Origin of the sequence: Pararhizobium sp. IMCC21322 (assembly GCF_030758295.1) — a bacterium.
GTDB lineage: Bacteria > Pseudomonadota > Alphaproteobacteria > Rhizobiales.
Map to the genome: position 1 here is coordinate 19730 of NZ_CP132335.1, position 26058 is coordinate 45787.

General features: G+C 54.5%; 28 protein-coding genes. 16 read left to right on the forward strand and 12 right to left on the reverse strand.

Annotated elements, in window-relative coordinates:
• Positions 1 to 7 precede the first annotated feature (7 nt).
• The 7 genes from RAL91_RS00120 to RAL91_RS00150 are packed head-to-tail and all read right to left on the reverse strand — an operon-like array spanning position 8 to position 6336.
• Positions 8 to 970 carry an FAD:protein FMN transferase gene (locus tag RAL91_RS00120; RefSeq protein WP_306258946.1) on the reverse strand — a complete coding sequence of 321 codons (963 nt, stop codon included), beginning with the start codon at positions 968 to 970 and terminating at the stop codon, positions 8 to 10.
• A 3-nt stretch (positions 971 to 973) separates the two neighbouring features.
• Entirely contained in the window at positions 974 to 2194 is a 1221-nt protein-coding gene (gene nqrF / locus RAL91_RS00125; RefSeq protein WP_306258947.1) for an NADH:ubiquinone reductase (Na(+)-transporting) subunit F, read from the reverse strand.
• Entirely contained in the window at positions 2191 to 2790 is a 600-nt protein-coding gene (nqrE, locus tag RAL91_RS00130) for an NADH:ubiquinone reductase (Na(+)-transporting) subunit E (RefSeq protein ID WP_306258948.1), read from the reverse strand. Before nqrE ends, nqrF begins: the two co-directional genes overlap by 4 nt.
• Positions 2787 to 3440 carry an NADH:ubiquinone reductase (Na(+)-transporting) subunit D gene (locus RAL91_RS00135; protein WP_306258949.1) on the reverse strand — a complete coding sequence of 218 codons (654 nt, stop codon included), beginning with the start codon at positions 3438 to 3440 and terminating at the stop codon, positions 2787 to 2789. Before RAL91_RS00135 ends, nqrE begins: the two co-directional genes overlap by 4 nt.
• A 1-nt stretch (position 3441) precedes the next feature.
• Positions 3442 to 4242 carry an NADH:ubiquinone reductase (Na(+)-transporting) subunit C gene (gene nqrC, locus RAL91_RS00140; protein WP_306258950.1) on the reverse strand — a complete coding sequence of 267 codons (801 nt, stop codon included), beginning with the start codon at positions 4240 to 4242 and terminating at the stop codon, positions 3442 to 3444.
• Complete coding sequence (locus tag RAL91_RS00145) at positions 4235 to 5056, reverse strand: RnfABCDGE type electron transport complex subunit D (RefSeq protein ID WP_306258951.1); 822 nt, start codon at positions 5054 to 5056, stop codon at positions 4235 to 4237. Before RAL91_RS00145 ends, nqrC begins: the two co-directional genes overlap by 8 nt.
• Positions 5053 to 6336 (reverse strand): hypothetical protein, encoded by a 1284-nt coding sequence (locus RAL91_RS00150; protein WP_306258952.1) that lies wholly within the window; start codon positions 6334 to 6336, stop codon positions 5053 to 5055. Before RAL91_RS00150 ends, RAL91_RS00145 begins: the two co-directional genes overlap by 4 nt.
• 162 nt (positions 6337 to 6498) lie before the next feature.
• Between RAL91_RS00150 and RAL91_RS00155 the strand changes: the two genes are divergently transcribed.
• The 4 genes from RAL91_RS00155 to RAL91_RS00170 all read left to right on the forward strand — a co-directional run bounded on the left by RAL91_RS00155 (position 6499) and on the right by RAL91_RS00170 (position 9435).
• On the forward strand, positions 6499 to 7623 hold the full coding sequence (locus RAL91_RS00155; RefSeq protein ID WP_306258953.1) for a polyheme membrane-associated cytochrome C: 1125 nt from the start codon (positions 6499 to 6501) through the stop codon (positions 7621 to 7623).
• Positions 7624 to 7859: 236 nt separating this feature from the next.
• A complete protein-coding gene (locus RAL91_RS00160) occupies positions 7860 to 8402 on the forward strand; it encodes a ricin-type beta-trefoil lectin domain protein (RefSeq protein ID WP_306258954.1) in 543 nt (180 codons plus the stop codon).
• Between the two features lie 57 nt (positions 8403 to 8459).
• A complete protein-coding gene (locus RAL91_RS00165) occupies positions 8460 to 8816 on the forward strand; it encodes a hypothetical protein (protein ID WP_306258955.1) in 357 nt (118 codons plus the stop codon).
• Positions 8809 to 9435 (forward strand): DedA family protein, encoded by a 627-nt coding sequence (locus tag RAL91_RS00170; protein ID WP_306258956.1) that lies wholly within the window; start codon positions 8809 to 8811, stop codon positions 9433 to 9435. Before RAL91_RS00165 ends, RAL91_RS00170 begins: the two co-directional genes overlap by 8 nt.
• Here the strand turns inward: RAL91_RS00170 and RAL91_RS00175 are convergent.
• On the reverse strand, positions 9413 to 10465 hold the full coding sequence (locus tag RAL91_RS00175; RefSeq protein ID WP_306258957.1) for a murein L,D-transpeptidase family protein: 1053 nt from the start codon (positions 10463 to 10465) through the stop codon (positions 9413 to 9415). The genes RAL91_RS00170 and RAL91_RS00175 overlap by 23 nt on opposite strands.
• A gap of 191 nt (positions 10466 to 10656) precedes the next feature.
• Here RAL91_RS00175 and RAL91_RS00180 point away from each other — a divergent pair, with 191 nt between their 5' ends.
• The 5 genes from RAL91_RS00180 to RAL91_RS00200 all read left to right on the forward strand — a co-directional run bounded on the left by RAL91_RS00180 (position 10657) and on the right by RAL91_RS00200 (position 15529).
• A complete protein-coding gene (locus RAL91_RS00180) occupies positions 10657 to 11490 on the forward strand; it encodes a hypothetical protein (protein WP_306258958.1) in 834 nt (277 codons plus the stop codon).
• 14 nt (positions 11491 to 11504) lie between these two features.
• Positions 11505 to 13022, forward strand: a complete 1518-nt coding sequence (locus RAL91_RS00185; protein ID WP_306258959.1) for a M48 family metalloprotease — start codon at positions 11505 to 11507, stop codon at positions 13020 to 13022.
• Between the two features lie 102 nt (positions 13023 to 13124).
• Positions 13125 to 14354, forward strand: coding sequence for a bifunctional glutamate N-acetyltransferase/amino-acid acetyltransferase ArgJ (gene argJ, locus RAL91_RS00190; RefSeq protein ID WP_306258960.1), 1230 nt, complete (start codon positions 13125 to 13127; stop codon positions 14352 to 14354).
• On the forward strand, positions 14335 to 15099 hold the full coding sequence (locus RAL91_RS00195) for an N-acetyltransferase (protein WP_306258961.1): 765 nt from the start codon (positions 14335 to 14337) through the stop codon (positions 15097 to 15099). The genes argJ and RAL91_RS00195 overlap by 20 nt, the downstream gene beginning before the upstream one ends.
• A gap of 4 nt (positions 15100 to 15103) precedes the next feature.
• Positions 15104 to 15529: a (deoxy)nucleoside triphosphate pyrophosphohydrolase gene (locus tag RAL91_RS00200; RefSeq protein WP_306258962.1), complete on the forward strand. Its 426-nt coding sequence runs from the start codon at positions 15104 to 15106 to the stop codon at positions 15527 to 15529.
• A gap of 115 nt (positions 15530 to 15644) precedes the next feature.
• Here RAL91_RS00200 and RAL91_RS00205 read toward each other — a convergent pair whose 3' ends face one another.
• Positions 15645 to 16157 (reverse strand): SRPBCC domain-containing protein, encoded by a 513-nt coding sequence (locus RAL91_RS00205; protein WP_306258963.1) that lies wholly within the window; start codon positions 16155 to 16157, stop codon positions 15645 to 15647.
• Between the two features lie 137 nt (positions 16158 to 16294).
• Between RAL91_RS00205 and RAL91_RS00210 the strand changes: the two genes are divergently transcribed.
• Complete coding sequence (locus tag RAL91_RS00210; protein WP_306258964.1) at positions 16295 to 17194, forward strand: LysR family transcriptional regulator; 900 nt, start codon at positions 16295 to 16297, stop codon at positions 17192 to 17194.
• Between the two features lie 8 nt (positions 17195 to 17202).
• Here RAL91_RS00210 and RAL91_RS00215 read toward each other — a convergent pair whose 3' ends face one another.
• From RAL91_RS00215 to RAL91_RS00225, 3 genes are read right to left on the reverse strand one after another with little or no spacing between them, the layout of a single operon-like run.
• Positions 17203 to 18117 carry an SAM-dependent methyltransferase gene (locus RAL91_RS00215; protein WP_306258965.1) on the reverse strand — a complete coding sequence of 305 codons (915 nt, stop codon included), beginning with the start codon at positions 18115 to 18117 and terminating at the stop codon, positions 17203 to 17205.
• A gap of 25 nt (positions 18118 to 18142) precedes the next feature.
• Entirely contained in the window at positions 18143 to 18502 is a 360-nt protein-coding gene (locus tag RAL91_RS00220) for a cell division protein ZapA (protein ID WP_306258966.1), read from the reverse strand.
• Between the two features lie 26 nt (positions 18503 to 18528).
• A complete protein-coding gene (locus RAL91_RS00225) occupies positions 18529 to 18852 on the reverse strand; it encodes a DUF4164 domain-containing protein (protein WP_306258967.1) in 324 nt (107 codons plus the stop codon).
• 617 nt (positions 18853 to 19469) lie between these two features.
• On the opposite strand from RAL91_RS00225, the gene tkt reads away from it, so the two are divergent.
• The 6 genes from tkt (at position 19470) to RAL91_RS00255 (ending at position 26030) form a co-directional block, all read left to right on the forward strand.
• Positions 19470 to 21461 (forward strand): transketolase, encoded by a 1992-nt coding sequence (gene tkt, locus RAL91_RS00230; protein ID WP_306258968.1) that lies wholly within the window; start codon positions 19470 to 19472, stop codon positions 21459 to 21461.
• A 64-nt stretch (positions 21462 to 21525) separates the two neighbouring features.
• Positions 21526 to 22527: a type I glyceraldehyde-3-phosphate dehydrogenase gene (gap, locus tag RAL91_RS00235; protein ID WP_306258969.1), complete on the forward strand. Its 1002-nt coding sequence runs from the start codon at positions 21526 to 21528 to the stop codon at positions 22525 to 22527.
• 70 nt (positions 22528 to 22597) lie between these two features.
• Entirely contained in the window at positions 22598 to 23137 is a 540-nt protein-coding gene (locus RAL91_RS00240) for a DUF924 family protein (RefSeq protein ID WP_306258970.1), read from the forward strand.
• Between the two features lie 10 nt (positions 23138 to 23147).
• On the forward strand, positions 23148 to 24344 hold the full coding sequence (gene pgk, locus RAL91_RS00245) for a phosphoglycerate kinase (protein WP_306258971.1): 1197 nt from the start codon (positions 23148 to 23150) through the stop codon (positions 24342 to 24344).
• A gap of 28 nt (positions 24345 to 24372) precedes the next feature.
• Complete coding sequence (locus RAL91_RS00250) at positions 24373 to 25389, forward strand: class I fructose-bisphosphate aldolase (protein WP_306258972.1); 1017 nt, start codon at positions 24373 to 24375, stop codon at positions 25387 to 25389.
• Positions 25389 to 26030 carry a thiamine phosphate synthase gene (locus RAL91_RS00255; RefSeq protein WP_306258973.1) on the forward strand — a complete coding sequence of 214 codons (642 nt, stop codon included), beginning with the start codon at positions 25389 to 25391 and terminating at the stop codon, positions 26028 to 26030. The genes RAL91_RS00250 and RAL91_RS00255 overlap by 1 nt, the downstream gene beginning before the upstream one ends.
• Positions 26031 to 26058 lie beyond the last annotated feature (28 nt).

The following is a 26058-nucleotide window of genomic DNA, read 5'->3' on the forward strand; positions in this document are numbered from 1 at the left end:
AAACTCCTCAGACCTCAACATGGGTATCAAACCCGCCGGTCATAACTTCCAAAGGTGCTTCCGATCCATCCGTTACAAACAGAGCCGAAATTCCAAGACGTTCAGCCAGATCAATCCCTGCCCTGGCACCATGTGCGCAAAGGGCCGTAGCAAGCGCATCCGCTTCCATGCCGGACGCTGCCAGAACAGAAACAGAAGCAAGCGTCATTTGGGCAGGCCGCCCGGACTGCGGATTGATGATATGGCTGATATTGACCGGCGCACGAACGCCATTCACTGCGTGACCGGATGTGGCAAGCGCCAGAATTCCCGGCTTCACAACGCGCTGCACACCTGCACCATTTGACAGCGGATCCGCTATGCCGATTTTCCACGCACGCCCATTTGGGTGCATCCCCAACGCGCGCACTTCACCGCCAATCTCGATCAGGGCGTCTTCAATACCTGCTTGAGACAGGCCAGCAACAACCCGGTCCAGCGCATAGCCTTTGGCAATTCCGCACAAATCCAGCGTCAGTCCCGGCACCCGTTTGCGAATGGTGCTTGGCGCAACATCGATATCGTCATACCGTCCGACAGCCCCCTGGATCGGGCCAAAACCGAACCGTGCCACCAAAGGGCCAACCGTCGGGTCAAACGCTCCTTTTGAAATTGTTGCAATGCGCAGCGCTTCTGCCACAACCGTGCAACTCGGCCCCGACATGGACAGCCAATCACTTGTGCTTGCGGTGTTGAAACGGGAAAGTTCCGATGTCGGTTCGTAAGGCGACATGCTGTGTGTGACGTCATCAACAACCGCATCCACCACGGATTTAGCCACCCGCGCCATTTGGGCGTCAGCCGTGACCAGCCGCCAGAAACTGCCAAATGCCCATCCCCTGGAAATGTGGCTCCCGGCCCATGCAGGACCTGCCAGAACAATACCCGTAGCAGCCAGTCCAAGCATCATGTCACGTCGTGAAATCTGCATCGCCTAAACTCCAAAATCATCGTTGAAGATATGATCCCTGTCCACACCGAGATCATCCAGCATGGTCATGACAGCGCGGATCATGAGCGGCGGTCCGCACAGATAATACTCGCAGTCTTCCGGGGTCGGGTGGTTTTGCAGATGCTGTTTGAACACAACCGAATGCACAAATCCCTCGCTCCCGGACCAATTGTCAGACGGGGCAGGATCGGACAGGGCGACTGTCCAGTTGAAATTGGCATGTTTCGCCGCCAGAGCATCCAGCTCTCGCCGGTAAAACAGCTCAGCTTCGTTTCTAGCGCCATACCAGAAGCTCATTGCCCGGCCAGTGCCAACACGCTCAAGCTGCTCGTGAATGATGGCACGCAAGGGCGCCATACCAACCCCGCCGCCAATAAACACCATTTCGCGCTCTGTATCCTGCGCCCGGAACGTGCCAAACGGACCGGATGCGGATACCTCTGCACCTTCTTCCAGGCCAAACAGCCAGGACGACACAATTCCAGGGGGCGCATCAGGGGCTGAGGGCGGCGGCAATGCCAGCCGTACATTCAGCACGAGTCGTCCTGCAGCCAGATCTTCCGGGCGATCAGAAACCGAATAGGCGCGCGTGACAGCAGCGTCACTGTCAACACGCAAATCCCGCATGGATTTCCATACCTCTTCATGCGCATCCGGCACTTTCAAATCAGCATAAGCCAGCGTGAAGGGCGGAGCGGTAATCTGCACAAAGGCACCGGCAACCAGCTCCAATTCTGTGCTCGCCGGCAATTGCAGCACCACTTCACGGATCAATGGGGTGAGCGAACGCGAGGAGATCACGCGACAGGAGAATGCCTCAACAGACAAAATGTCTGCCGGCACATGCACCTTGATATCGCCACGCACCATAACCTGACAGGCCAGATGCATCCCATCATGCAATTCGGCTTTTGTGAATAGCCCGGCTTCAATGGGTGTGGTATCAGGCGCGCCTTCCTCGACCTTGATCCGGCACAGGCCACACGTCCCGGCACCGGCGCAAGCCGAGGGCACCAGAATATCATTCTCAAGCAGACTGTACAGCAGCTTCTGGCCGGTTTTTGTCTGAAGCTCGGTTTGATCATTCACCATCAGCACGGCAGCACGGACCGGCATTAATGCCGAGCGTGCCAACACAACAATGATGGCCAGCGCCAGCACGATGACGGATAAGAGCAAGCTGCCAAACAGGATTTCATTCATAGACCAGCCCCTGCAAAAGCGGAAAATCCGAGCGAGAGAAGACCGGTGATGAGAAAGGCGTTGCCAAGGCCCCGCAGGCCTGCTGGCATATCACTGTATTTCAACCGCTCGCGAATGGCGGCGAATGTGACAATGGCCAAGGCCCAGCCTGCACCGCTGCCAAAGCCATAAATGACGGAGTCTGTAAAACTGTATTGCCGCTCAACCATAAACAGGCTGCCACCCAGAATGGCGCAGTTCACGGTCAGCAATGGCAGGAAAATACCAAGGGCGCGGTAGAGAGCAGGCGCAAATCGATCCAGCAACATTTCCAGAATTTGCACCATCGCCGCGATCAGGCCGATAAAGGCAACAAATTTGAGAAAAGTCAGATCAATATCCGGCAGGCCAATAAAGGCCCATGCCCCTTCGATCAACAACCCGTTGTAAATCAGATTATTCACGGGAACCGTGATGGTTTGAACCACAATGACGGCAATGCCCAACCCGAAGGCTGTTTCGATACGCTCTGACACGGCCAGAAACGTGCAGATGCCCAGGAAAAAGGACAGCGCCAGATTTTCCTGAAATATCGACGCAATCAGAAGCTCGGTCATGGGCGCACGCTCCGCGTTCTGAGTTCAAACTTTGCGACTTCCTTTTGCTCTGTCCAAACGCTCCGTATCAGCCAGACCAAAAGGCCAATAATGAAAAAGGCGCTTGGGGCCAGTTGCATCAGACCCAGCGGTTCAAACCACCCCCCTTCGGAAACCGGCGTCAACACAGCGTAGTTGAGCAGCGTTCCCGCACCCAGCAATTCCCGGATAGAGCCAACAATAATCAGGATCAGACTGTAACCCAGCCCGTTACCCAGACCATCCAGTATGGAAGGCATAACCGGGTTACGCATGGCAAAGGCTTCCGCACGACCCAGCACAAGACAATTGGTCACAATCAATCCGACAAAAATGGAAAGCTGACGGCTGATCTGGAACGCATAGGCCCGCAAAATTTCATCAATCACGATCACCAGCGACGCAATGATTGTGATCTGAACAATCAGGCGGATCACCGTTGGAATATGATTTCGGATCAGGCTGATCAGACCCGATGCCACGCACAACACAATCGTCAAGGCCATCGCCATCGTCAAAGCGGTGATCAGCGACGTCGTGACAGCCAGCGCCGAACAGATCCCCAGAATCTGCAAGGTGATTGGATTGTTGTTAATGAGCGGCGTTGAGATGTGTTTCATCAAGGCGGCCATATCAAAGTCCTTCCTGCTGCAGACGGTTCAGAAAGGGGCCAAATCCGTGGTCTCCCAACCAATATCGCACCATATTCGCCACCCCGTTTCCGGTGCGTGATGCGCCGGAAATCCCGTCCACCTCAAAGGGCCCGGTGGCCTGCCCGCGGACAACTGAAATAACAATCTCGCCGCTGTCATCAGCAATCTGCTTACCCTGCCATTGGGCCTGCCAGGCGGCATCTTCAATGCGGGCACCAAGGCCAGGGGTGTCGCCCTGCTCGATAATCGTCAGCGCCGCAACCGTATTCAGATCAGCTTCAAGTGCCAGCATGGCCCGCAAAGTGGATTGATAACCCACACCACTGACCGGCAGAACAACAAGCAGCAACTCGCCATCACTTTCCAGAAGATAAACCGGCGCATAAAGCGCACGTCTTTGAAGACCCGCAACATCAGCCTCAGCCGGAATGGCAACACTTTGCTCCGGGTCATTAAGAGCGGCCTGAGCGTCGTAGCTGTCAGGATTAATGTCGGAAACAAATGCGCCACTTTCCAGATCCACAAGGCGCGTTTCCAAGGCATCAACACCGGCTTCCTGCATGATGGCGCGCATGCTTGGCAATCTGTCCAGCATAGCATCCATCCGCGCCTGCCGCTCCGCCTCCAGATGCGCTTCCTGCATCGGTCGCAGGGTTACAGAGGCGGTGGAAATCACAATGGCACACACAAGGGCAACCAATACCGCAACACCGTAAACCTTGACGCGGTCATCATTGTCTCGCGCCAGAAATCCGCGCCACACTTCAATGGGGTTAAGCAAGGCCTCGCCTCCTGCGTCTTGTACTGCGCGCCAACCTGCTTTTGGCCTTTGCAAGGACGATCAGATGATCGATCAAAGGCGCAAACACGCTAGCCGTCAGTGACCCAAAGACAATGCCCGCAGATGTGATGACAGTGCTGTCCTGACTGAAGATGGAAATCAGAAAGCCTGCCAGAAGACCATAAATCCAGCGTCCCGGATTTGTAGATGCCGCTGAAACTGGATCACCGGTCAGGAACACCAATCCAAACAGCGTCGCAATACCAAGCGAAAACACATCCACGTCCAGATTTGAAGAAAGTGCCAAGCCAACAATCACTACAAACGCGCCAAGCATGACGCGCCACGAAACCAGACCGGACATCAACAAAAGCAAAGCCCCCGGCACTGTGGCCAGTGCCACCTTCAGTGACATCGGTTCCAGTTGAACTTGCGGAAACGACAGCAGCAGCAGGGACAGGCATATGGCTGCCGGACTTAAAAACCCGAAGCCGCGCCCTCCAAAGACGTGTTCACCGATGACACATCCAAGAGACAGGGTCAGGGCCAATTGCCACAATGGCAAAGTGGGTGGAACCAGAACCGCAACAATCAAGGCAATTGACATGCCATGAAAATAGAACGGTCTTTTGCGAAGGATGGCAAAAATCAGGTCCCAGAAAATAGCTGTCAGCAGCGCAACCGCTAGCAACTGTGCCTGCGCGTTGCCTCTTTCAAAAACCACCACAGCGAGCGGCAGCACAAGAGCCGCAGTCTGGAGGATACTGATCCCGCCAACGCTCAGCTTCGGGATAAGTCCGGGGCGCAGGATCATACACGGTCCCTCGCCAGATCATCGAGGACGTGCCTTAGAAGCGCGCCATAATCAGCGCCGCTGCTACACAATTCAGAAAGGGCCGCGACATCTTCTTCGACCAGGGCAAGACACCCCAGACGTTCGGCAGCTTCGCTATCACCAACGCTCAAGGCGCGCATAAGCGGAACAGGCAAAACATCAATGGCCAGAGCCTGTTCCAAAGCGCTTGTCGGAACAATGACACCTTGTGCGGCAGATGGCCCTGACAACCAGCGCCAAACGCTTTTGTCTGCAGGCTTGTCCATGATTGTAATCTGCTGATGATACCGGCCGATATAGTCAGCTTCGCGGCCCGTCAGCGCGTCACCGGACAGGACTCGCGCTGTGGGGCGACCACTTTGGGGTGCAAATTCGCCGCTGCAGATATCGCGTATATTGCCGCCAAGGCAGGTTCTGACAAGCTTCGGCTTTACTGCACGCGGTCCCGAGATCGAAATCAACCGATCCGGCAGATACTGACCGGTTTGAAACAGATGACCGATGGCCGCAACATCCTGATATCCGATTGACCAGACCTGATGGTCAAGACTGGCCGGGTGCAGCCGATCAATATGTGTTCCAGACAATCCCGCTGCTTGGGTTCCACTGAAGAATGCGCCTTTCACACGATCTGAAAACACACAAAGCGAATCTTCCGGCGCCTGACAGACATAGACCGGCCCGTCCGTCAGACGGGTCAGCAGCTCGACGCCCAGCTGAAATTCAGCTTTCCGGTGTTCCAGAACAACCCAGGGGGCCGGCGCCCGGGGAGATATTTGTGTCGCGTTGACAAAGATTGCGGCTGGCCGCGCATCCGGCGCTGGAATACCGCCAAATGGACGTGTTTGAAAGGCAGGCCAGAAGCCGCGCTTCAATAATGTCTCGCGTACGCCCTCATTGCTGGCATCGTCAATCGACGCGGTATCAGAATGATCATCCGCAGCCTCGTCCGGCGCGCGCGCCTCTGCTTCTATGACAAAAGCAGACAATGTGCGCCGTGGCCCATAACCAATCGAGGCAACGCGCCCGGATAATGGCGCTGCAAATGCAACGACCGGATTTTTACGGTCCGTGAAAACAATCTGTCCAACCGTGACCCAGTCCCCTGGAGCAACGGTCAGGGCTGGACGAAGCCCCGGGCAGTCGGCACCCAACAAAGCCGCTGTGTTGACACTGCATTCTTCGTGCACAAGATTTTCCACGGGTGCACCCTCTTTGGAGAACTGCAACCCACGTTTGATTTTGGTGTGACCCATCATCAGCGATCCTTCACCGGGAAAACAAGGGACTTTGAAACGTAAACTCTGTTTCCGGATCATCTATCAGGAAGGGATGGAACTCTTTGATCCCCATCAATGATTGCCTATCCGCTTGTGATATTTTTTCGGAGTTGATCTTCAAAAAACAGCGGAGCGCAGTTCATGAATAGGTTGTTGAAGGCCGTTTGTACGGTCATCGGTTTTGTTTTCCTGATGTCACTTATTATGCCCTTGAACACGCTTGTGCCCATGACATCCGCCAATGCGCAGGATGCGGGCCGCTCTCCGATTGCGGACATTGTCGAGGCGTGGCGCGCATCACCGCATGCCGACAGATCATCTGAAGCGTTCACCCATTGGAATGAAGACGGCGAGATTCCCGGATCATGTGCCACATGCCACTCCAGCACTGGTGCAGAGGATTATCTGAACGGCCCCATGAGCACGCCAGGTGTCATTGAACATCCTGTGCCTCTTGGCACCACTATTGGATGTGTTGTCTGTCATCAAAGCAGTGCCGAAACTCTGGCATCTGTTCCGTTTCCCTCGGGCGTTGCTGTCGATATGCTGGGCAGTGGTGCCGTTTGCGCCGTATGCCACCAGGGTCGGGCATCCAGTGACAGCGTCAATACCGCAACGCTTGGCATTGAGGATGATGCAGTTTCAGCCGAACTTGGCTTCATCAACATCCATTACGCTGCAGCTGCAGCAAGCCTCATGGGCGGCGAAGCGCGGGGTGGCTACCAATATGAGGGCAAGACCTACAAGGGCAAGTTTACCCATGTTCCCAATCTTGCAACATGCACAGACTGCCACAATCCGCACACCCTGGAAGTGGCACAGGAAAGCTGCGCCAGCTGCCATCAGAACATCTCGGAATTCAGCGACATCAGAATGTCACCCATCGATTTTGATGGAGATGGAGATACCACAGAAGGCATCGCAAATCCGATTGCCTCCCTGCACGAACGGCTTGACGTGGCGATCCGAAAATACGCAGCGGACGTGGCCGGAACGGACATTGTCTATCATTCCGGATCATTCCCCTACTTTTTCACAGACAGTGACGGCGACGGTGCGGCATCGGGCGAAGAAGCCATATATCCCAACCGTTATCAAACCTGGACACCGCGTCTTTTAAGGGCGGCCTACAATTATCAAATCATCGCCAAGGACAAGGCGATCTACACCCACAATCCGCATTATGCATTGCAATTGCTCTATGACAGTCTTGAAAACCTGTCAGAACAGGCGGACGTAGATATGTCGGGTCTGGTGAGGCCCTGAAACTGAGGCGGTCAGCAAATCGGTCGCCTCAAACGGATTTGCCATAGCAATCAGGCCCTTGGCGGCTGGCCACGACAGGCGCGCATACCCTAAGCGTTGCACCGCATGGGAACGGCGGTGGTTGAGCGGGTGCACACGGTCTGGCGTCAAATGAACACAGTTCTGGAAGATGCTTTGGAGCAGAAAACGGCATTTACACGGTGAAATTTTTACCAGAAACCAATAGGAAGTCAGCCATGCTTGCAAACATGAAACCCCGCTCTGCCTGTCTGTGTGTCCTGACATCGATTGCCCTTAGCAGCACGGCGAAGGCTGAAGCGCCTGCGTTGCAGACGCCCGCGCCATTTATCCATCTTGCTGATAATCTGGACGAGGTGGATGCGCTGGGCTGGTGTATCGACACGTTGGGACGTGGGTTCTCCGAGCAGCTTCAGGCCCATTCCTGCAAACCGCAAGGTGGTGATGTGCAGTTTTCCTTTGACGGTGAAACCGGCCAGATCCAATCCGTGGAATTCGCAGGCAAATGCATGACATTGAGTGAACCGGAAAACGAAGCTGTACCCTTTGGACTAAAGGATTGTCTGGAAAACGAGGCCAGCCAGCAATTCGCCTACGCCGCTGAGACAATGCAATTCACCCTGGTTGGCGAGGAAACCCAGTGTGTTTCGGTTGCAGACACCAGCCGCAGCGCAGGGCCGTTCATGTCACGCGATCTGAAGCTGACACCATGTGCGAGCACAGACCCAATATTCAAGCAGTGGATCATCAAGAGCAGTTGACCTGAGGGCAGACACGCAACATTCTGGGCGAAATGCCCCCTAACAGGTCATGGAATTGTGCTGACACCCAAACTGCGCACATTTATTCTGCGGAACAAACTGACGGTCGGCTTCTGCGCGGCATCCTTTTTGGCTCTGATCTATTTTGTCGGCAGCTTCACAGCAGAACTCATCTACTTCAATGATCCAAGACATCAGAACGAGGCCCTAAAGCCCTGGATGACCCCTCGATATGTAGCGCTGTCCTATGATTTACCTCGGGAAACGGTACGTGAAATCTTCGGATTTACAGAGGCGTTTGAAGGCCCGCGGCGCATGGGCTTTGTGGCCGAAAGGCTGGACGTCTCACTGGAAGATTTGACGGCGATGGTTCGCGATGCCGCACAGGAATATCGTGAGCAGACAAATGACTGATTATTTTCTTGGCCTCATTCCCGACTATGGCCTGTGGATTGTCTTCGCTTGCGTCGCCATTGCCTGCCTGGGCATTCCGCTACCCTCATCTGTCCTTGTGCTGACATCAGGAGGGTTTGCCGCTGCCGGTGATCTGGATATTTTGAATGTGCTTCTGGTGACCTTCACAGCATTCGCTCTGGGCGATCAATTGGCTCTCAATGCGGCGCGCATTGTCGGCCCATCCATACTCGACAGGCTGAGATCAATTGGAAGGTTTCGTGGTCTGGTGGAGCGTGGCGAACTGCTTCTGGAGCAAAAGGGAACGACGGCCATATTCCTGAGCCACACAATCCTGAGCCCCGTTGGCCCATATGTGACCTACATTTGTGGTGCCAGCAAAATGAGATGGCTCAAATTCTCCACCACAGCCCTGATCGGCACAGCGCTCTGGACCATCACATACACCATGCTGGGCTATCTGATGGCGAGCCAGTTGACGACATTGACAGAAGCCGTTCGCGATTTTCTGAGCATCGGCGTCGCCTTGATCTGCTTCTGCGCCAGCGCATTCGTGATCTATCGCAAATGGCGCTTCTTCAATGCCGAGATTGATTCTAGCGGCGGAGAAGTCTTGTAAACAGCCCTTTTGGCTTGGCTTCTGCTTCCAATGGCTGAGGCATAGGTGTTTCTGCAATTGCAGTTTCAGCCTGCAGCACTGCAACTGGCGCACTCGATGCTGTCATGGCAGATTCCCCCGGTGCCGTCATGGCAGATTCCATTGTCGGCATGACCGCAATCGGCGTCTGTGGCACATAGGCTTCACCGCGATGCTTGGCCATCGCCCGGCCGATAGATTCAGGAACCGTATAGGGTGGGCAAATCTCGTCTGCGACGAATTTCTCGCCCTCTGCGGGCACGGCATTGAAGATATAGCGCTTCCCACAAACATTCACCTTGGGTGGCTGTTTGGTTGCTGCAAAATGATCGGATCCATCTTTCAGCATGCGCCAGAAATCTGCGTGCGGGCTGTCGCTGTGGCGTGCAAGATTCGCGTTTGTCATGCGAAACGGAAAGGCCTGAACCTGAAATGATTTCTGGCCAGCAGAAAAGCTTTCCCGCCCAAGCTGATAGATTTCCTCAATCTGATCATCTTCCATGGCATAGCAGCCACGCGACGAGCATGACCCATGTACCATCAAATGGGTGCCGGTCCGCTTGTGCGCCCGGTCAAATTCATTGGGAAAGCCCAGATTGAATGCCAGATAATAGTTCGACCGGGGGTTCATCAGGCCGGGCACAATTGTATAGAATCCTTCAGGCGCCTGACGGTCACCCTCTTTGAATTTCGGTCCCAATTTACCTGAATAGGCACAGATTTCGTATTTCTTGTACAGCGCATATTTGCGATCAATCTTGCGCCATTTCCAGACTTCAAGCTCCGCCTCTTCCTTGAAAATGCGCACCACCATTGGCGACGTGGCATCCATTTTCAGGTTTTCAAGCCGTGTCTTGGTGGCATTTGAGAGCGGCTTGGAATGCCGGTCATCAAAGTCGAAATTCGGGTTGCAGGCAGCCACGAGAAGACCAAGAGACAGCACTGCCGCAACACGCAAGGGTGCAGCTTTCACAAATGAGACGGATCGAGACAGGGTCAAAAGAATAGTCACCAAAAAAATTCTGTTGATCAACCATTGCAGAATAGGGTTGATATTACGTTAGCGCAAATCACGGAATTGTGGGGAAGTTTGGGCGGCCCCGGCGTGACTCCTCAATATTTTCAGGTTAATCCAACAATTAACATGGGTCATGACTGACTGCTGCCATATCGAGGTCAACCATCAAACAGCCCGCATTCATCATGGTTTCGCGTCATTTGGCATATGTCTGGCGTTGTCTGGCAACAGCTTTGCCATGGGCCTTGTGGCTGACCGCAACTGCCAACGCGGCCGGAACTGATCTTGCAGAATGCGGGCTCAAGCCAAATGAGCCTGGAACCATTGTTGCAGCAGACAGCACGGGCGATCTCTCCCTGCAGGACGGCAGAAAGCTGAAACTTGCCGGCGTCAGAATCGCGGCATCGCCAAATCCCCTTGCCGATCTGGTGGGGCAAACCATTGTCCCCTATCCGGCCGCCAAAGGGCCTGACCGGACGGGCTTTACGCCAGCGCACATCCTGCTTTCGGCAGAAACGGACAATCAACCGCCCGTCTGGCTCCAGCAAAAGCTGTTGCAACAGGGAAACGCCTTTATCTACATTTATCCGGACCAGATCAGCTGTGCGAGCGCGCTCCGCTCATCTGAGGAAACCGCCCGGCAATCTGGCACAGGCATCTGGAATTTGGATTTATTGCACCCAACACCCATCTCTATTCCAAAGGACACACAGTCTTTCTTTCTGGGCACAGCCGGTCATTTTGACGCAGACCGCGCTGTCGGCCATTACGGAATCATTAGGGGCCTTGTGCTAAGCACGGGCAGCGCCGGACGCTGGCGTTATTTGAACTTTGGAAGGAACTACACGGAAGATTTTACGGTGAGATTGACGGCAAATGTCGAAAAACGTTTGAGTGAACATGGTTTCACCTTAAAAGGACTGAAAGACAGAACTATCGAAGTGCGGGGCATCGTCCAGTCAAACGGCGGTCCCTTGGTTGATGTGTTTGACACAGCACAAATTGTGATCATGGAGTAAGCAGACTTGCCACTATGACAGGTCCGGTTGTTCAAATGGGGCTGAAATCCCGCCAGCAGGCATCCAACCTTGCGAATCACCCCGGTTCGCGAGCGAAAGCTTTGCTGCGCTTTATTCGTCCACTCATTGTTGTTTTTCTGAGCGTTCCTTTGCTCGCCGCCTGTGTGTCATTCGGTGGTTCTCCCAGCCTGTCGGGCCTTGCGCCGGGCGCAGGTGCCTCCATCGGCCAACGCGAACATCCGCGCGTCGTTGCCGCCTATGGCGGGCGTTACCGCAACAAGAAGGTCGAATCACTGCTTGGCGATGTGACGAAACGGCTGGTGGCCGTTTCCTCAACCCCGAACCAGAATTATCGCCTCACAGTCCTCAACTCACCAGTGGTCAATGCGTTTGCCCTGCCCGGCGGCTATCTCTATGTCACCCGAGGGTTGCTCGCCCTTGCCAATGACACATCGGAAGTGGCTGCTGTCCTGTCCCATGAAATGGCTCACGTGACCGAAAATCACGCCTTCCAGCGCCAGCAACGCGCACGTCAGGCCAAACTGGTCAACAAGGTTGTGACAGACGTCATTGCCGATGAGCAGGAAGGCCAGATTGCCCTCACCTCCAGCCAGGTCTCTCTGGCCAGTTTCTCACGCGGACAGGAACTGGCGGCGGATCGCATTGGCGTTGAAATGATGGCAAAGGCAGATCTGGACCCTTATGCTGCTGCGCGTTTTCTAACCAGCATGGGACGCTTCAGCCGGTTCCGGGCTGACAGTCTGTCCAGCAACGCAAACAGCCCCAATTTCCTGGCTTCGCATCCGGCAACACCGGCACGCATATCTCAAGTTATCGAAACAGCCCGTGGCTTCACGCCGCAAACCAATCGCGCCGAAGAACGCGCCAGTTATCTTGAGGCCATTGATGGCGTGACGTTTGGCGATGACCCGTCCGAGGGCTATGTTCGGGGCCGCGCCTATTTGCACCCAAAATTTGGTTTCTCATTTGAATTGCCGGTTGGCTACACGCTGGAAAACACCTCGGAAGCTGTTCTGGCAGCTGACAAGAATGGCACAGCCATGCGCTTCGATGGCGTTGAAATTCCTCCTCAGCAATCGCTGGTGGACTATATGGGATCAGGCTGGATTGGCGGTCTCATATCGTCATCCATCGAAGGCCGCACCATCAATGGCCTGGAAGCTGCAACAGCCGACGCCCGCGCCAAGGGCTGGCGTTTCCGCATTATCGTCATTCGCTTGCGCGGTGCCACATATCGCTTCCTGTTTGCAAACGCTGATGCGACCACCGATTTGAAGACCGATGCTGACAAGACCCTGGATAGTTTCCGACGTCTTGGTCGTATCGAACGGGCCAAACTGAAACCACTGTCGCTAAAAATCGTAAAAGTGCGTAATGGTGACACGGTCTCATCCATGGCCGCCCGGATGGATGGTGTGGATCGCAAAAGCAGCTTGTTCCTGATTTTGAACGGCATTCAGGAAGGCGCTCAATTGCGTGCTGGAAGTCTTGTTAAAATCGTGGTGGATTAAGCCGCAGCTTAGGGTGCGGACCCTAAGCTTTCACCCTGACCTGTCAGGCTCTACAATACGCTCTTTCTCTTCAGTCACTCTACTCAACAAAAAGCCAATTCCATGTCGCCCATTGCCCTATCGCCACTGGCCCCTGAAACCACGCCGCAATTGCCCATTATAGATGGGCTTAAAATCTCGACAGCTGAAGCTGGTATCAAATATCGTGGGCGTCATGATGTTCTGCTGGTTCAGTTTGAAAGAGCCGCGCAGATTGCTGGCGTCTTCACCCGCTCACGCTGTGCGTCGGCCCCTGTTGAATGGTGTAAAACACATCTTGGAACAGGCACTGCCCGAGCGCTCCTGGTCAATTCCGGCAACGCAAATGCCTTTACCGGACGCGAAGGTCGGGAAGCGGTGGAAACATCTGCAAAACTGACAGCAGACGCCATCGGCTGTGCACCTGAAGAGGTTTTTCTTGCCTCTACCGGTGTGATTGGCGAGCCGCTGCCTGCGCAGAAATATGCCGCCATCATGGACACGCTGGCCACCAATGGTGCAGCGACTTCGGAAGCCTGGGAAGCGGCTGCCCGCACCATCATGACGACCGATACATTTCCAAAACTGGCAAGCCAGACATTTGAGCTGGAGGGCACGCGCTATACCATTAACGGCATGGCCAAAGGCTCCGGCATGATCCAGCCTGATATGGCGACCATGCTGTCCTTCCTCTTCACCGACGCGCCTTTACCAGCTTCCATCCTGCAGGCTGCTTTGTCGGGCACCATCGACCGCACCTTCAACTCCATCACTGTGGACAGCGACACATCCACCAGCGACACCGTTCTTCTGATCTCCCTGCCCGGAGACAGAGCCTTGATCAAGCCCGCTGACACGTCCGGATTTGAAGCAGCGCTTGCTGCGCTCATGAAGGATCTTGCGCTGCAGGTGGTGCGTGATGGTGAAGGGGCACACAAGCTCGTGGAAATCACGGTCACGGGCGCTGAAAGCGAAGCTTCGGCCCGAAAAGTCGCCTTCTCCGTTGCCAATTCTCCGCTCGTCAAAACAGCAATAGCCGGGGAAGATGCCAATTGGGGCCGCATCGTCATGGCCGTCGGCAAGGCAGGCGAACCGGCAGACCGGGATCTGTTATCAATCTATTTTGGTGATGTCAGAGTGGCTGAAAGCGGCACGCGTTTTGACGGCTATTCGGAAGAAGCTGCAAGTGCCGTCATGCAACGCGATGAAATTCCCATCCGGATTGATCTGGGACTTGGTTCCGGCAGCGCGACTGTATGGACCTGCGATCTTACCAAAGACTATGTGGCGATCAATGGCGACTACCGGAGTTAACCCGTCCATAGCAGCGCTTGAACAGGCAGGCTTTGCCTCCTGGCCGGCGGCTGAGGTGATTGATGATGGCGCTTGGCATATCCGCCTTGCTCCATCGCTTCCCTATAAGCGCACCAACTCGATCAATTGTCTCGATCAAACCGATGGGAAGAATGCGGAACAGCGTCTTGCTTCAGCCATTGCACATTTCAAGACAGCAGGTGTGAAACCAACGTTGCGGACCACGCCGCTCACGCCCCAGGACCTGATCAAAGCCTGCAGCACAAATGATTGGTCCAGACCCTATTCTGAAAGCCTTGTGATGACGGCGCCCCTTCAGTCCGAATTCAATCACGGTGCCTTCGAAAGATTTGATGCGCCGGTGCCGGAATGGATTGCCAATTATAAAGCGCTGACCATGAACCAGGACATTGATGGCAGCGCAATCACAAGCACTTTGAAGGCGATAGAAAAGCCGGTTCATTTCTTCCAGATCGCCTCACCTGACCAATGTCTTGGTGTGGCGGTTGCCGTGGTTCAGGCAAAGCTGGTTGGCCTCTTCGGTCTGGCAGTTGCAAAACCTGCCCGTCGCACCGGCCTTGGCCGCGCGCTCAGTCATGCAGCGCTCGCCTGGGGCGCTGATCAGGGCGCAAGCACCGCTTGGCTTCAGGTGGAAGCTGATAACAGACCTGCACGACAGCTCTATCAGGCTCTTGGTTTTACCGAACGCTACCGCTATGCCTATCGCAGTTTCATAGGGCAGTAGACATATGACAGACAAAAAGATTTTGCTCGTCGCTGCTTGCGCTTTGCTGGATGCAGACAATCGTATTTTGCTGGCGCAGCGCCCGGAAGGGAAATCCATGGCGGGCCTGTGGGAGTTCCCCGGCGGCAAAGTGGAGCCGGGCGAAACTCCGGAAATCAGCCTGATCCGCGAACTGCAGGAAGAACTGGGTGTCACGGCAACCGTTCCCTGCCTGGCCCCCCTGACCTTCGCAAGCCACACTTATGAAAAATTTCACCTGCTGATGCCGCTGTATATTTGTCGCCGATACGAATGCCCGCCCGGGTTTGGGTCTGGCAGCGGACGCGAGAACCAGGCGCTGAAATGGGTGCGCGCACGTGATCTGAAGAACTACGACATGCCGGAAGCGGACATTCCACTCATACCGCATCTGGTTGATCTGCTCGGCTGATTAAACCGCTGCCCATTCCTGGAGCGCAGCCCGGTTATAACTGGCATTGCAAATCCTTTGCGGACCCTAACACTATCACCCGGAGCCGCGCAGATTCTCGTCAGTGATTTCGACATCATGCCTTTTCTTCGACACGGGCCTTCAGCGCTTCGTTCATGGCCTTGAAACCACTTTCCGTATCGTTGCCAATCAATGCAAACAAGATAAAGGCCAGCATCCCGCTAAACGTCTCGTTTTGACGGAATATGGTCGTACCCATGGGTGTCTCCTCCAGCACAAAAGAGTGCTCTCCGTCAAAAATACCTTTGAACCCCAAATGGCCGATCCAGCGGAGTTCCTGCGCCTCGTCACTGACCAGCACAGTGGGTGTAAAATCCATCGTTGAATTGCCTATGGACTGAATGGTAACGGCGAGTGTGCTGCCGACACGCAGATCACCCGACAGATATTTCAAAAAGGGATTCCAATCAGCATAATCAGCCGTGTTCGCCAATTCGGCCCAAATGGCGCTGGCAGGAGCCGCGATTTCAATTTCAGTTGCAATGGATTTGGACGTGAACTGCCCGATACTGTAGGCGGCGATCAAAATTGCCGCGACGACGCTGACGGATGTAGAGGTAAATGACATTGGGACTTCCTTTTGGGTTCGGCGGACTATTGGTACCAATGCGCGCCATGTTTTGATCACCCGAATTTAAAGCCAGATATTTTTATATAAACTGACTAATTATTGATATTTAATATACAAAAATGTATGATTAGATCATGCGAATATCCTGGGATCTCATTAGAACCTTCCAATCCGTGGCCCAGACCGGCAGTCTGTCAGCCGCAGCGCGGGCGCTACAGCTAACCCAACCTACAATTGGGCGGCATATTGATCTTCTGGAAGATGCGCTGAATGTGTCGCTGTTCATCCGCGGTCGTGAAGGGATGCAGCTAACCCCAAAGGGCGCTGATCTCATTGAGTCCGCCAAACAGATGGGCAGCGCCGCAACCGGGTTTGCACGTCATGCATCGGGACTGGATGAAGACATCAGCGGAGTTGTCCGGATATCAGCCAATGAAGTCTTTGGCGTGTTGATCCTGCCTCGTATGTTGCCGGAATTTTTGGACAACAATCCGGGTATTGAAATCGAACTTGTGGTCGATAACTCAGCAACAAACCTCACCCAACGTGACGCAGATGTGGCAATACGCATGTTTCGCCCAAAGCAAAATGACTTGGTTGCACGTAAGATTGCCGAGTTGCCCTTAGGCCTTTACGCTCATCACAATTACCTGTCCAAATATGGTGTCCCAAAAACCCTGAGTGAACTTCATGCGCACCGGCTCATCGGGTTTGATCGGGAAACCTCTCTGATCGATGCCAGCCGGACGGTGGGTGCAGTCTTCACACCTGAGGATTTTGCGCTGCGTTGCGACAACATCCTGACCCATATTGAAGCAATTCGGTCAGGCGTCGGAATCGGTGTCACCCATCAGGGCCTGGCAGATCAGTGGAAAGATGTGGATCAGGTATTGCCAGATATTGCTCTGCCCAATCTTGAGCTCTGGATTGCCTGTCATTCCGAAGTGCGGCACAACAAGCGCCTGCGCAAAGTGATGGATTTTCTCGGGTCCAAACTCAAAAATCCGTATGAGAGCGTCTACATCGCACCTTAAGTGGGTCGCTACTGCCCGGTTTTTTCACCGGCCGGCGTCTCCGCGACGCCCAAAGCGTCCGCCAACCGGGTTTTTGCTGATCCCGGCTGCAAAGGTTTTTGCTGGCTTTCGTGGGGTGCCCAACCTGACAGCGAGACAATCTGAAACGTCGCTGGCACCTTCCCGTCAGCTTCAGAAAATCGCTCTTTGTAAAGCGCCATGGCACGCAACAGCACATCGCGCCGCAAAGGCCGTGATGCACCCGATTTCAGAATATTAGTCGCACCCATGGCTCGTAAATCCGACAACAGGCGCAAAGGATTGCCATAACGCACGACCAGCGTGTCAATATCAGCAACCGGCAGGCCAAAGCCCGCCCGCTGCAGCAGCGCACCCATGTCCCGAACCTCGCCAAAAGGAAGAACCCGGGGCGCCGCGCCGCCGAGAATCTCGCTTTCAGCTTCCAGTAAAACCTCACGCAATTCAAACAGCGTATCACCGCCAAATACCGCTCCCAAAAACAGCCCATCCGGTTTAAGAGCACGGCGAAACTGGATCAGCACGCCGGGTAGATCATTGGCAAATTGCAGCGACAGAACAGACGTGACGAGATCATACTGACCACCATCATCATTTCTGTCACCAAGAAGCAGGCCCGTTTCATCCCGAGGGCGATCTATATCCGCACCCGCAAAGCCTGTCCCAACGGAAACGGTCTCCACTTTGCCTGTGGCCAACAGGGCCTCAGCCAACGCGCGATCCGGTGCATCCACATCCAAGGCATGTACAAAGCTGCGGTTCACAGCATCCAGCCGTTCCGTCAAATCAGAAAGCGCTGACTGTCTGAGAAACCCCGCATCTGCAAAAGCATCTGGCTGCGCCAGGGCACGACTGCGCCGCGCAGCGAGCAGTGCATGATTAAAAAGGGCGGGAACGTTAGACATGAAATCGGTCTGTCAAATTTAAACCTTAAAGGCCCTCAAGGCGCTCAGCCATTTCATTGATCAGCCGGGCAGCTTCATCCATCTGCGTGACAAGCTGTGCTTCGCTTTGCTGGACCCGCTCCATCACCTGATCACGGGTCCCACGCAGCCCTTCAAGTTCGGTCTCCAAAACAGACACCTTGTTGCGCAGCTCAAACACTTCGTCCTGCCCCATCACACCGGCCATAACGGTCAAACGCTGATCACCGATTTCGCCGAAGGAGGAGCGCAATTGCTTGACCAAAGCATCAAACTGCTCTGCCAGAGCCTGCAGATGCGCTTCCTGACCATCCTCGCAGGCCATGCGGTAGCTGCGGCCATTAATGTTGACTGTAATTTGCGCCATAATCCGCCCGCTCTTCTCCCCGCAGTCTACTGCGCCTGATTTTCCAGAACCGTGCGGATAGTCTCCATAGCGGCAGCCAGCCTCCGCGATACATCCTGATTGACCTGCTGCATGGCCTGTCCCCGGCCTTCTGCCTGATCAAGCCGCGCCGCAAGACGTTTTCGTTCATCATTCATCCGATTGAATTCAGAGCGCAATTCGCCCTGATTTTCATCCAGTTTCAGGCGATATTCTACTGCCGCGCGCAAATGCTGCACAGAGTTTCCCAGCCGCTCCAGCGAAGCGCTGACATCAGATTGCAGAGCAGCGTCTTTTGGCACGGCAGCTTCATTTGGGGCTGCCTTCTGCACGTCCAAATTGCTCTCGGCAGCGTTCTGGGCAGCGTTTTGCGCAGCCGGCTTTGGATTTCTCGCAAAAGTTCCTGAAAAAGGTCTTTGGGCCATCGGATGCTAATGTGTTGCGCCAGAAGACCGATTGGGTATTCAACTCGGGGCTTCGGCTGGTTTTGACCAAAGTCATCAATCAAGCCTTCATTTCCCGAGGCTTGAAGACTCACTAAAGTGCGGTTTCATAAACATTCATACTCAGAAGCAGGCAATTATGCGGCAAAGCCACATTCAGCACCCTTCGCCGAAGCAACTCGCCACCCTGCCGATCCTGTGCAGGCGTCTAATATGCGAAGTTTGCCTCTTTGCGCGGATTCGCACAAGTCCTTTTATGACAATGGCTTGGTCAAATTTCATTATAGGACGCTGTAAGGCGTATCAGACATTTTTTCCATCATCGGCGATCCTGCCCCTTACACCAGCCTGCAGCACTGGCAGCTGCCCGATTGACTCACGGGTGCCAGATGCTATGTGTCTGCGCAAACCAACAACAGGATCAAATCGTCGGTCTGCGGGGACCATGACGCGCCTTTTGGCCCTGACCAACACATCACCCAACCGGGATTAAAGAGACACTCTCTATGACAAACAGTGAAAAACATAACAGCATGGCCAATGCCATTCGCGCCCTTTCCATGGACGCTGTTCAAGCGGCAAATTCAGGCCATCCGGGCCTGCCAATGGGCGTTGCAGATATCGCCACGGTTCTGTTCACCAAATTCATGAAATTTGATCCTGTTGATTCAAAATGGGCAGACCGTGACCGGTTTGTTCTGTCTGCCGGCCATGGATCCATGCTGTTATATTCGCTGCTCTATCTGCTGGGTTACGAAGACATGACTCTGGAGGAAATCAAGAATTTCCGCCAAATGGGATCAAAGACTGCTGGTCACCCGGAATACGGCCATGCGACAGGTATTGAAACCACCACCGGCCCACTGGGTCAGGGCCTTGCCACAGCAGTTGGCATGGCCATGGCAGAAAAGAAGATGGCCGATGAATTTGGCTCGGGCATCGTCGATCACCACACTTATGTCGTGGCATCCGATGGTGATTTGATGGAAGGCATCAGTCATGAAGCCATTTCACTGGCGGGCCATCTTGGCCTCAACAAGCTGATCGTGCTGTTCGACAATAATGGCATTTCAATTGACGGCCCGTTGACCCTGTCGGAATCCGGCGACCAGATCAAACGCTTTGAAGCGGCAAACTGGAACACGATTTCAGTTGATGGCCACGACGAAGAAGCCATCGCGGAAGCCATTGAAGCGGCCCAGAGCAGTGACAAGCCCACGCTGATTGCCTGCAAGACAATCATCGGCTACGGCGCACCAAACAAAGCCGGCAAATCAGCGGCTCACGGCTCACCACTAGGCCCTGAAGAGATTGCCGGCGCACGCAAAAACCTCGGCTGGGATCATGAGCCTTTCGACATTCCAAGCGACGTTCTGGATGCATGGCGCATTGCCGGATTGCGGTCCTCGCAGGCGCACAAGGAATGGAACAAACAATTCGCCAAGCTGGATTCTGACGTTCGGTCCGAATTTGAGCGCCGCACCAATGGCAGATTGCCCGCTGGTTTTGGTCAGGCCATTCTGAACTACAAAAAACAACTCGCCATCGAACCACCGACAATGGCAACGCGGAAATCATCCGAAGCTGCATTGGAAGTGGTCAACGCCGCAATTCCGGAAACCATTGGCGGCTCTGCCGATCTGACAGGGTCCAACAACACCCGCACCAAGGACATGGTCGCCTGGTCTGCGGATGATTTTTCCGGACGCTTTGTCCATTATGGCATTCGCGAGCATGGCATGGCAGCCGCTATGAATGGCATGGCCCTGCATGGCGGCCTCATTCCTTATTCCGGCGGCTTTCTGATTTTCTCCGATTACTGCCGGCCATCCATCCGTCTGGCAGCCCTGATGGGCATCCGCGTTATTCACGTGCTCACGCATGATTCCATTGGCCTTGGCGAAGATGGTCCAACCCATCAGCCCGTTGAGCATCTGGCTGCTTTGCGCGCCATTCCAAACCTCAACGTTTTCCGCCCCTGTGATGCAGTGGAAACTGCAGAATGCTGGCAACTGGCTCTGGAAAACGAGACCGCACCAAGTGCAATGGCACTGACCCGCCAGAACCTGAAGCCAGCCCGTCATGAATTTGACACCGAAAACCTGTGCGCACGCGGCGCTTACGAGGTTGTCATTTCTGAAGGCGAGACTGCAGACGTCACCCTGTTTGCATCTGGCTCCGAAGTCGAGATCGCCATTGAGGCCAGCGAAATGCTCACTCAGGCCGGTCACACCACACGTGTTGTTTCGGTGCCATGTTTTGAGCTGTTTGAAGCCCAGAGTGCGGAATATAAAGCAGCCACCATTGGCAACTCGAAGGTAAAGATTGCCATCGAAGCAGCTATAGAAATGGGCTGGCGCCGCTTTACCGGAGACAATGGAGATTTTGTCGGCATGACCGGCTTTGGTGCATCGGGACCTTACAAGGAATTATACGAACATTTTGGAATTACAGCCGAGGCCGTCGTAGAGCTGGCGACCAAAAAGCTGGCCAAATAGGGCTCTACGCCTGACATTAAATTGAAGAACTGATAGATCTCCCGTTCGGGAAAGGAAAATAGGAATGACTGTAAAAGTTGCCATTAATGGTTTTGGACGTATTGGCCGTAATGTTCTGCGTGCCATCATCGAATCTGGCCGGACCGACATTCAGGTCATCGGCATTAATGATCTGGGTCCAGTTGAAACCAATGCGCATCTGATGCGCTATGATTCCGTTCATGGCAGATTCCCCGGCACCGTAACGGTCGATGGCGACACCATTGACGTTGGTCAGGGGCCAATCAAGGTCACAGCAATTCGCGATCCGAAAGAACTGCCATGGGGCGACGTCGATGTCGCTTTGGAATGCACCGGCATTTTCACCAATCGGGAAAAGGCTGGTTTCCACTTGGAAAACGGCTCCAAGAAGGTGCTGATTTCCGCACCTGGCGGCTCCGATGTGAAAACCATCGTCTATGGCGTCAATGATGCGAGCCTTTCTGCAGATGACAAGATCGTCTCTAACGCGTCTTGTACAACCAACTGCCTGTCACCCGTGGTTTATGTGCTGAACAATGCAATCGGCATCGACAAGGGCTTCATGACAACGATCCACTCTTATACCGGTGATCAGCCAACTCTGGACACCATGCACAAGGATCTGTACCGGGGCCGCGCAGCAGCCCTGTCCATGATCCCGACATCAACTGGCGCTGCCAAGGCAGTTGGCCTGGTATTGCCGGAATTGAACGGCAAGCTGGATGGTGTTGCGATTCGCGTGCCAACACCGAATGTCTCGGTTGTAGATCTGACCTTCAACGCCTCACGCGCAACCAGCGTTGAGGAAATCAACGACGCCATCCGCGCTGCCGCAGACGGAGAGCTGAAAGGCATTCTGGGCTATACAGACGAGCCACTGGTTTCCTCGGACTTCAACCATGACAGCCATTCATCTGTATTCCATATGGATCAGACCAAAGTCATGGACGGCACCATGTGCCGGATTTTGACCTGGTACGATAATGAATGGGGTTTCTCCAATCGAATGAGCGACACAGCCGTTGCAATGGGCAAACTGAACTGATTAAAAAGGGTTGCTTCGGCAGCCCTTTTTCTTGGTACCTCCACACCTTAGCCTTTAATGGAGAGCAGTCATGTCGCCCGAAAATATTTTGACCTTCTGGTTTGAAGAACACACCCAAGATGATTGGTTTGGCGGAAAAGCCGAGTTTGACGACGCGGTGAAAGCCCGCTTCGGTGATCTTGTGCCACAGGCGGAAGCAAGTGAGCTGTTCGGCTGGCGCAAATCACCACAAGGCCGTTTGGCTGAGATCATCATTCTGGATCAATTCACACGCCAATTATTCCGCGGAGAAGCAAGGGCCTTTGCCAGCGATCGTCTGGCACTTGCACTGGCGCAGGAGGCCGTTGCAAGCGGCGATGACCTGCAATTGAGCGAAGTGCAGCGGTCATTTCTCTACATGCCCTACATGCATTCTGAAAGTCTGGTCATCCAGCACGAATCCGTTCGGGTTTTCACCCCGCTGGATGAAGATGATTTGAAATTTGCCGAAGGCCACCGCGAAATTATTCAGCGCTTCGGACGTTTTCCCAAACGCAACGAAGCCCTCGGACGCGCCTCCACACAAGAAGAACGCGACTACATTGCCGATTCCGGCAGTTCCATGTTTTAAGGACCCCCAAATGTCTGAATTCAAAACGTTTGATGATCTGGACCCATCTGGCAAAACCTGCCTTGTTCGGGTCGATCTGAACGTACCAATGGCCGACGGAAAAGTGACAGACACCACCCGTATCGACCGCATTCTACCCACCATCCGCGAATTGTCGGACAAGGGCGCAAAGACAGTTCTGCTGGCCCATTTCGGACGCCCCAACGGCCAGATCGTGCCCGACATGTCCCTGAAACAGGTCGTTCCCGCACTCACCCACGCAGTTGGAAAACCAATTGCTTTTGCCGCAGACTGTGTTGGCACAACAGCGGAACAGGCGATAGCTGGCCTGATGCCAGGCGATATCATTCTTCTGGAAAATACCCGGTTTCACCCGGGTGAAGAGAAAAACGACCCGGAGCTTGCCCGCGACATGGCAAAACTTGGCGATGTTTATGTCAATGATGCTTTCTCAGCCGCGCACCGCGCCCATGTGTCCACCGAAGGACTGGCCCATTTGCTGCCAGCCTATGCCGGCCGCACCATGCAGGCGGAACTGGAAGCTCTCTCCGCTGGTCTTGGCAATCCTGTAGCGCCGGTCATGGCCATTGTCGGCGGCGCCAAGGTCTCCAGCAAGCTGGACCTTTTACAAAACCTGATGACCAAGGTTGATATGCTGGTGATCGGCGGCGGCATGGCCAACACATTTTTGGCCGCCATGGGCAAGGATGTCGGCAAATCACTGTGCGAACATGATCTGGCCGACACCGCCCGCCACATCATGGACACGGCAGCAGAAAACCAATGTGAAATCATTCTGCCGGTTGATGCAGTCATCGCCCGCGAATTCAAGGCACATGCCGAGAACGAAAACGTCTCGGTCGATGATGTTCCGGCCGACGCCATGATGCTGGATGTCGGGCCAAAGACAATAGCCCTGATCAGCACCAAGCTGGATCAAACAAAAACCCTTGTGTGGAATGGCCCGCTCGGTGCGTTTGAAATGGAGCCGTTTGACTCAGCCACTGTGGCAACCGCCCAACATGCCGGAAAGCTGACAGAAGCTGGCAAACTAATCTCTGTAGCAGGTGGTGGCGACACGGTTTCTGCCATGAACCACGCAGGCGTTGGCAATCAGCTGAGCTACATATCGACGGCTGGCGGCGCATTTTTGGAATGGATGGAAGGCAAACCCCTTCCAGGCGTAGATGCACTCAAAGCCGCCTGAGCGGTGGTTTTCAAGAAGGAGCACACTCATGAGCACAATTCACGACATCGCTTCCGCAATGGTAAAACAGGGACAGGGCCTTCTGGCCGCTGACGAGAGCACCGGCACGATTAAAAAACGCTTCGACAGCATCCATGTCGATTGCACAGCTGCCAGCCGTTGTGAATACCGCGAAATGCTGTTCCGCAGCGACGCTATGAAAGAGGCCGTTTCGGGCGTCATTCTGTTTGAAGAAACACTGAACCAGACCGGATCGGATGGCACCCGCCTGGTCGATCTGATCACGGCCACCGGAGCCATTCCCGGCGTCAAGGTCGACAAGGGCGCAAAGCCGCTTGCGGGCCATCCCGGAGAAACCGTGACGGAAGGCCTTGATGGACTGCGAGAGCGGCTTGCGGAGTATCATGACAAAGGTGCGAGATTCGCAAAATGGCGTTCTGTTATTTCCATCGGCGATGGTCGGCCAAGCTGGAATGCGGTGAAGGCCAATGCCCACGGCCTCGCCCGCTATGCAGCGCTCTGTCAGGAAGCCGGAATTGTGCCCATCGTCGAGCCGGAAGTCGCCATGGACGGGCCGGACGCCAAACACGACATTGATCAATGCGCTGAAGTCTCCCGCTGGGTGCTGAGCGCTGTTTTCAATGAGCTCTACGATGCCAAGGTAGATCTTGAAGGCATGATCCTCAAACCGAACATGGTGGTCCCCGGCCAGCACTGCGCAAAACGCGCCAGCATTGAAGAAGTGGCAGAGAAGACCATTGCCTGCTTCAAGGCTGAAGTCCCGGCGGCGGTTCCCGGCATTGCCTTCCTGTCCGGAGGCCAGACCGATCTTGAAGCCACAGCACATTTGAACGCCATGAATGCGGCCTATGATCTGCCCTGGGTTCTGACCTTCTCCTATGGTCGAGCCTTGCAGGCCTCGGCTCTGAAAACATGGTGTGGCAAGTCGGAAAACACGGCAGCGGCCCAAAAAGCATTCGATCATCGCGCCCGCATGAACGGATTGGCTGCCTGTGGTAAATGGTCAGACAGTTTGGAAGTATAATGGTTGCAAATTTACGCCCCGGTGCTCAGCTGTTTCTGGTGACGCCCCAATTTGACGACAGGGATGCATTTGCAACTCTGTTGGAAACCGTGCTCAAAGCGGCCGATGTCGCGGCTGTGCTGATCGCACCAAGAGGCCCAGACAATGTGTCCGATACCTATCAAAATGACTGCAAGCAACTGGTACCCATCGCCCAGAATCATGGCGCAGCAGCGCTGACCATGAATGACACACAGATCAGTGGCCGTGCCAATGCGGACGGCATTCATCTGACCGGCAATCTGAAAGAACTCAAGGACGTCACCAGCCGTTTCCAACCGAAAAAAATTGTCGGTGCCGGAGCCATCAAGGACCGGCATGACGCCATGGAAAAAGGCGAAGCCCTGCCGGATTATCTGTTGTTTGGCGATGTGTTTGAAACCGGTGAAAGTGAGACGGAAACAACGCTGGAACTGGCGGGCTGGTGGGCCGATCTGTTTGAAATTCCCTGCGTGGCGATGGCCGGCAAAAATCTCGACGATGTGAGCAACGCGCTCACAACAGGTGCAGATTTTATTGGCGTTGGCAGCTTTGTCTGGCAGCACCCGGATGGCCCAGAAACTGCCATAATGGAAGCTCATAAATTGCTGCAAGGCGGATAGGGCATTGCCCGTCCGGCATCACATTCAG

Coding starts and splice junctions, on each gene's coding strand:
- gap (WP_306258969.1), top strand. CDS start 21,526: ATGACTGTAAAAGTTGCCATTAATGGTTTTGGACGTATTGGCCGTAAT.
- RAL91_RS00135 (WP_306258949.1), bottom strand. CDS start 3,440: ATGGCCGCCTTGATGAAACACATCTCAACGCCGCTCATTAACAACAAT.
- RAL91_RS00145 (WP_306258951.1), bottom strand. CDS start 5,056: ATGATCCTGCGCCCCGGACTTATCCCGAAGCTGAGCGTTGGCGGGATC.
- RAL91_RS00250 (WP_306258972.1), top strand. CDS start 24,373: ATGAGCACAATTCACGACATCGCTTCCGCAATGGTAAAACAGGGACAG.
- nqrE (WP_306258948.1), bottom strand. CDS start 2,790: ATGACCGAGCTTCTGATTGCGTCGATATTTCAGGAAAATCTGGCGCTG.
- RAL91_RS00155 (WP_306258953.1), top strand. CDS start 6,499: ATGAATAGGTTGTTGAAGGCCGTTTGTACGGTCATCGGTTTTGTTTTC.
- RAL91_RS00180 (WP_306258958.1), top strand. CDS start 10,657: ATGGTTTCGCGTCATTTGGCATATGTCTGGCGTTGTCTGGCAACAGCT.
- tkt (WP_306258968.1), top strand. CDS start 19,470: ATGACAAACAGTGAAAAACATAACAGCATGGCCAATGCCATTCGCGCC.
- RAL91_RS00220 (WP_306258966.1), bottom strand. CDS start 18,502: ATGGCGCAAATTACAGTCAACATTAATGGCCGCAGCTACCGCATGGCC.
- RAL91_RS00160 (WP_306258954.1), top strand. CDS start 7,860: ATGCTTGCAAACATGAAACCCCGCTCTGCCTGTCTGTGTGTCCTGACA.
- RAL91_RS00215 (WP_306258965.1), bottom strand. CDS start 18,117: ATGTCTAACGTTCCCGCCCTTTTTAATCATGCACTGCTCGCTGCGCGG.
- RAL91_RS00240 (WP_306258970.1), top strand. CDS start 22,598: ATGTCGCCCGAAAATATTTTGACCTTCTGGTTTGAAGAACACACCCAA.
- RAL91_RS00205 (WP_306258963.1), bottom strand. CDS start 16,157: ATGTCATTTACCTCTACATCCGTCAGCGTCGTCGCGGCAATTTTGATC.
- RAL91_RS00170 (WP_306258956.1), top strand. CDS start 8,809: ATGACTGATTATTTTCTTGGCCTCATTCCCGACTATGGCCTGTGGATT.
- pgk (WP_306258971.1), top strand. CDS start 23,148: ATGTCTGAATTCAAAACGTTTGATGATCTGGACCCATCTGGCAAAACC.
- RAL91_RS00150 (WP_306258952.1), bottom strand. CDS start 6,336: ATGATGGGTCACACCAAAATCAAACGTGGGTTGCAGTTCTCCAAAGAG.
- nqrF (WP_306258947.1), bottom strand. CDS start 2,194: ATGAATGAAATCCTGTTTGGCAGCTTGCTCTTATCCGTCATCGTGCTG.
- argJ (WP_306258960.1), top strand. CDS start 13,125: ATGTCGCCCATTGCCCTATCGCCACTGGCCCCTGAAACCACGCCGCAA.
- RAL91_RS00195 (WP_306258961.1), top strand. CDS start 14,335: ATGGCGACTACCGGAGTTAACCCGTCCATAGCAGCGCTTGAACAGGCA.
- RAL91_RS00185 (WP_306258959.1), top strand. CDS start 11,505: ATGACAGGTCCGGTTGTTCAAATGGGGCTGAAATCCCGCCAGCAGGCA.
- RAL91_RS00120 (WP_306258946.1), bottom strand. CDS start 970: ATGCAGATTTCACGACGTGACATGATGCTTGGACTGGCTGCTACGGGT.
- RAL91_RS00255 (WP_306258973.1), top strand. CDS start 25,389: ATGGTTGCAAATTTACGCCCCGGTGCTCAGCTGTTTCTGGTGACGCCC.
- RAL91_RS00210 (WP_306258964.1), top strand. CDS start 16,295: ATGCGAATATCCTGGGATCTCATTAGAACCTTCCAATCCGTGGCCCAG.
- RAL91_RS00200 (WP_306258962.1), top strand. CDS start 15,104: ATGACAGACAAAAAGATTTTGCTCGTCGCTGCTTGCGCTTTGCTGGAT.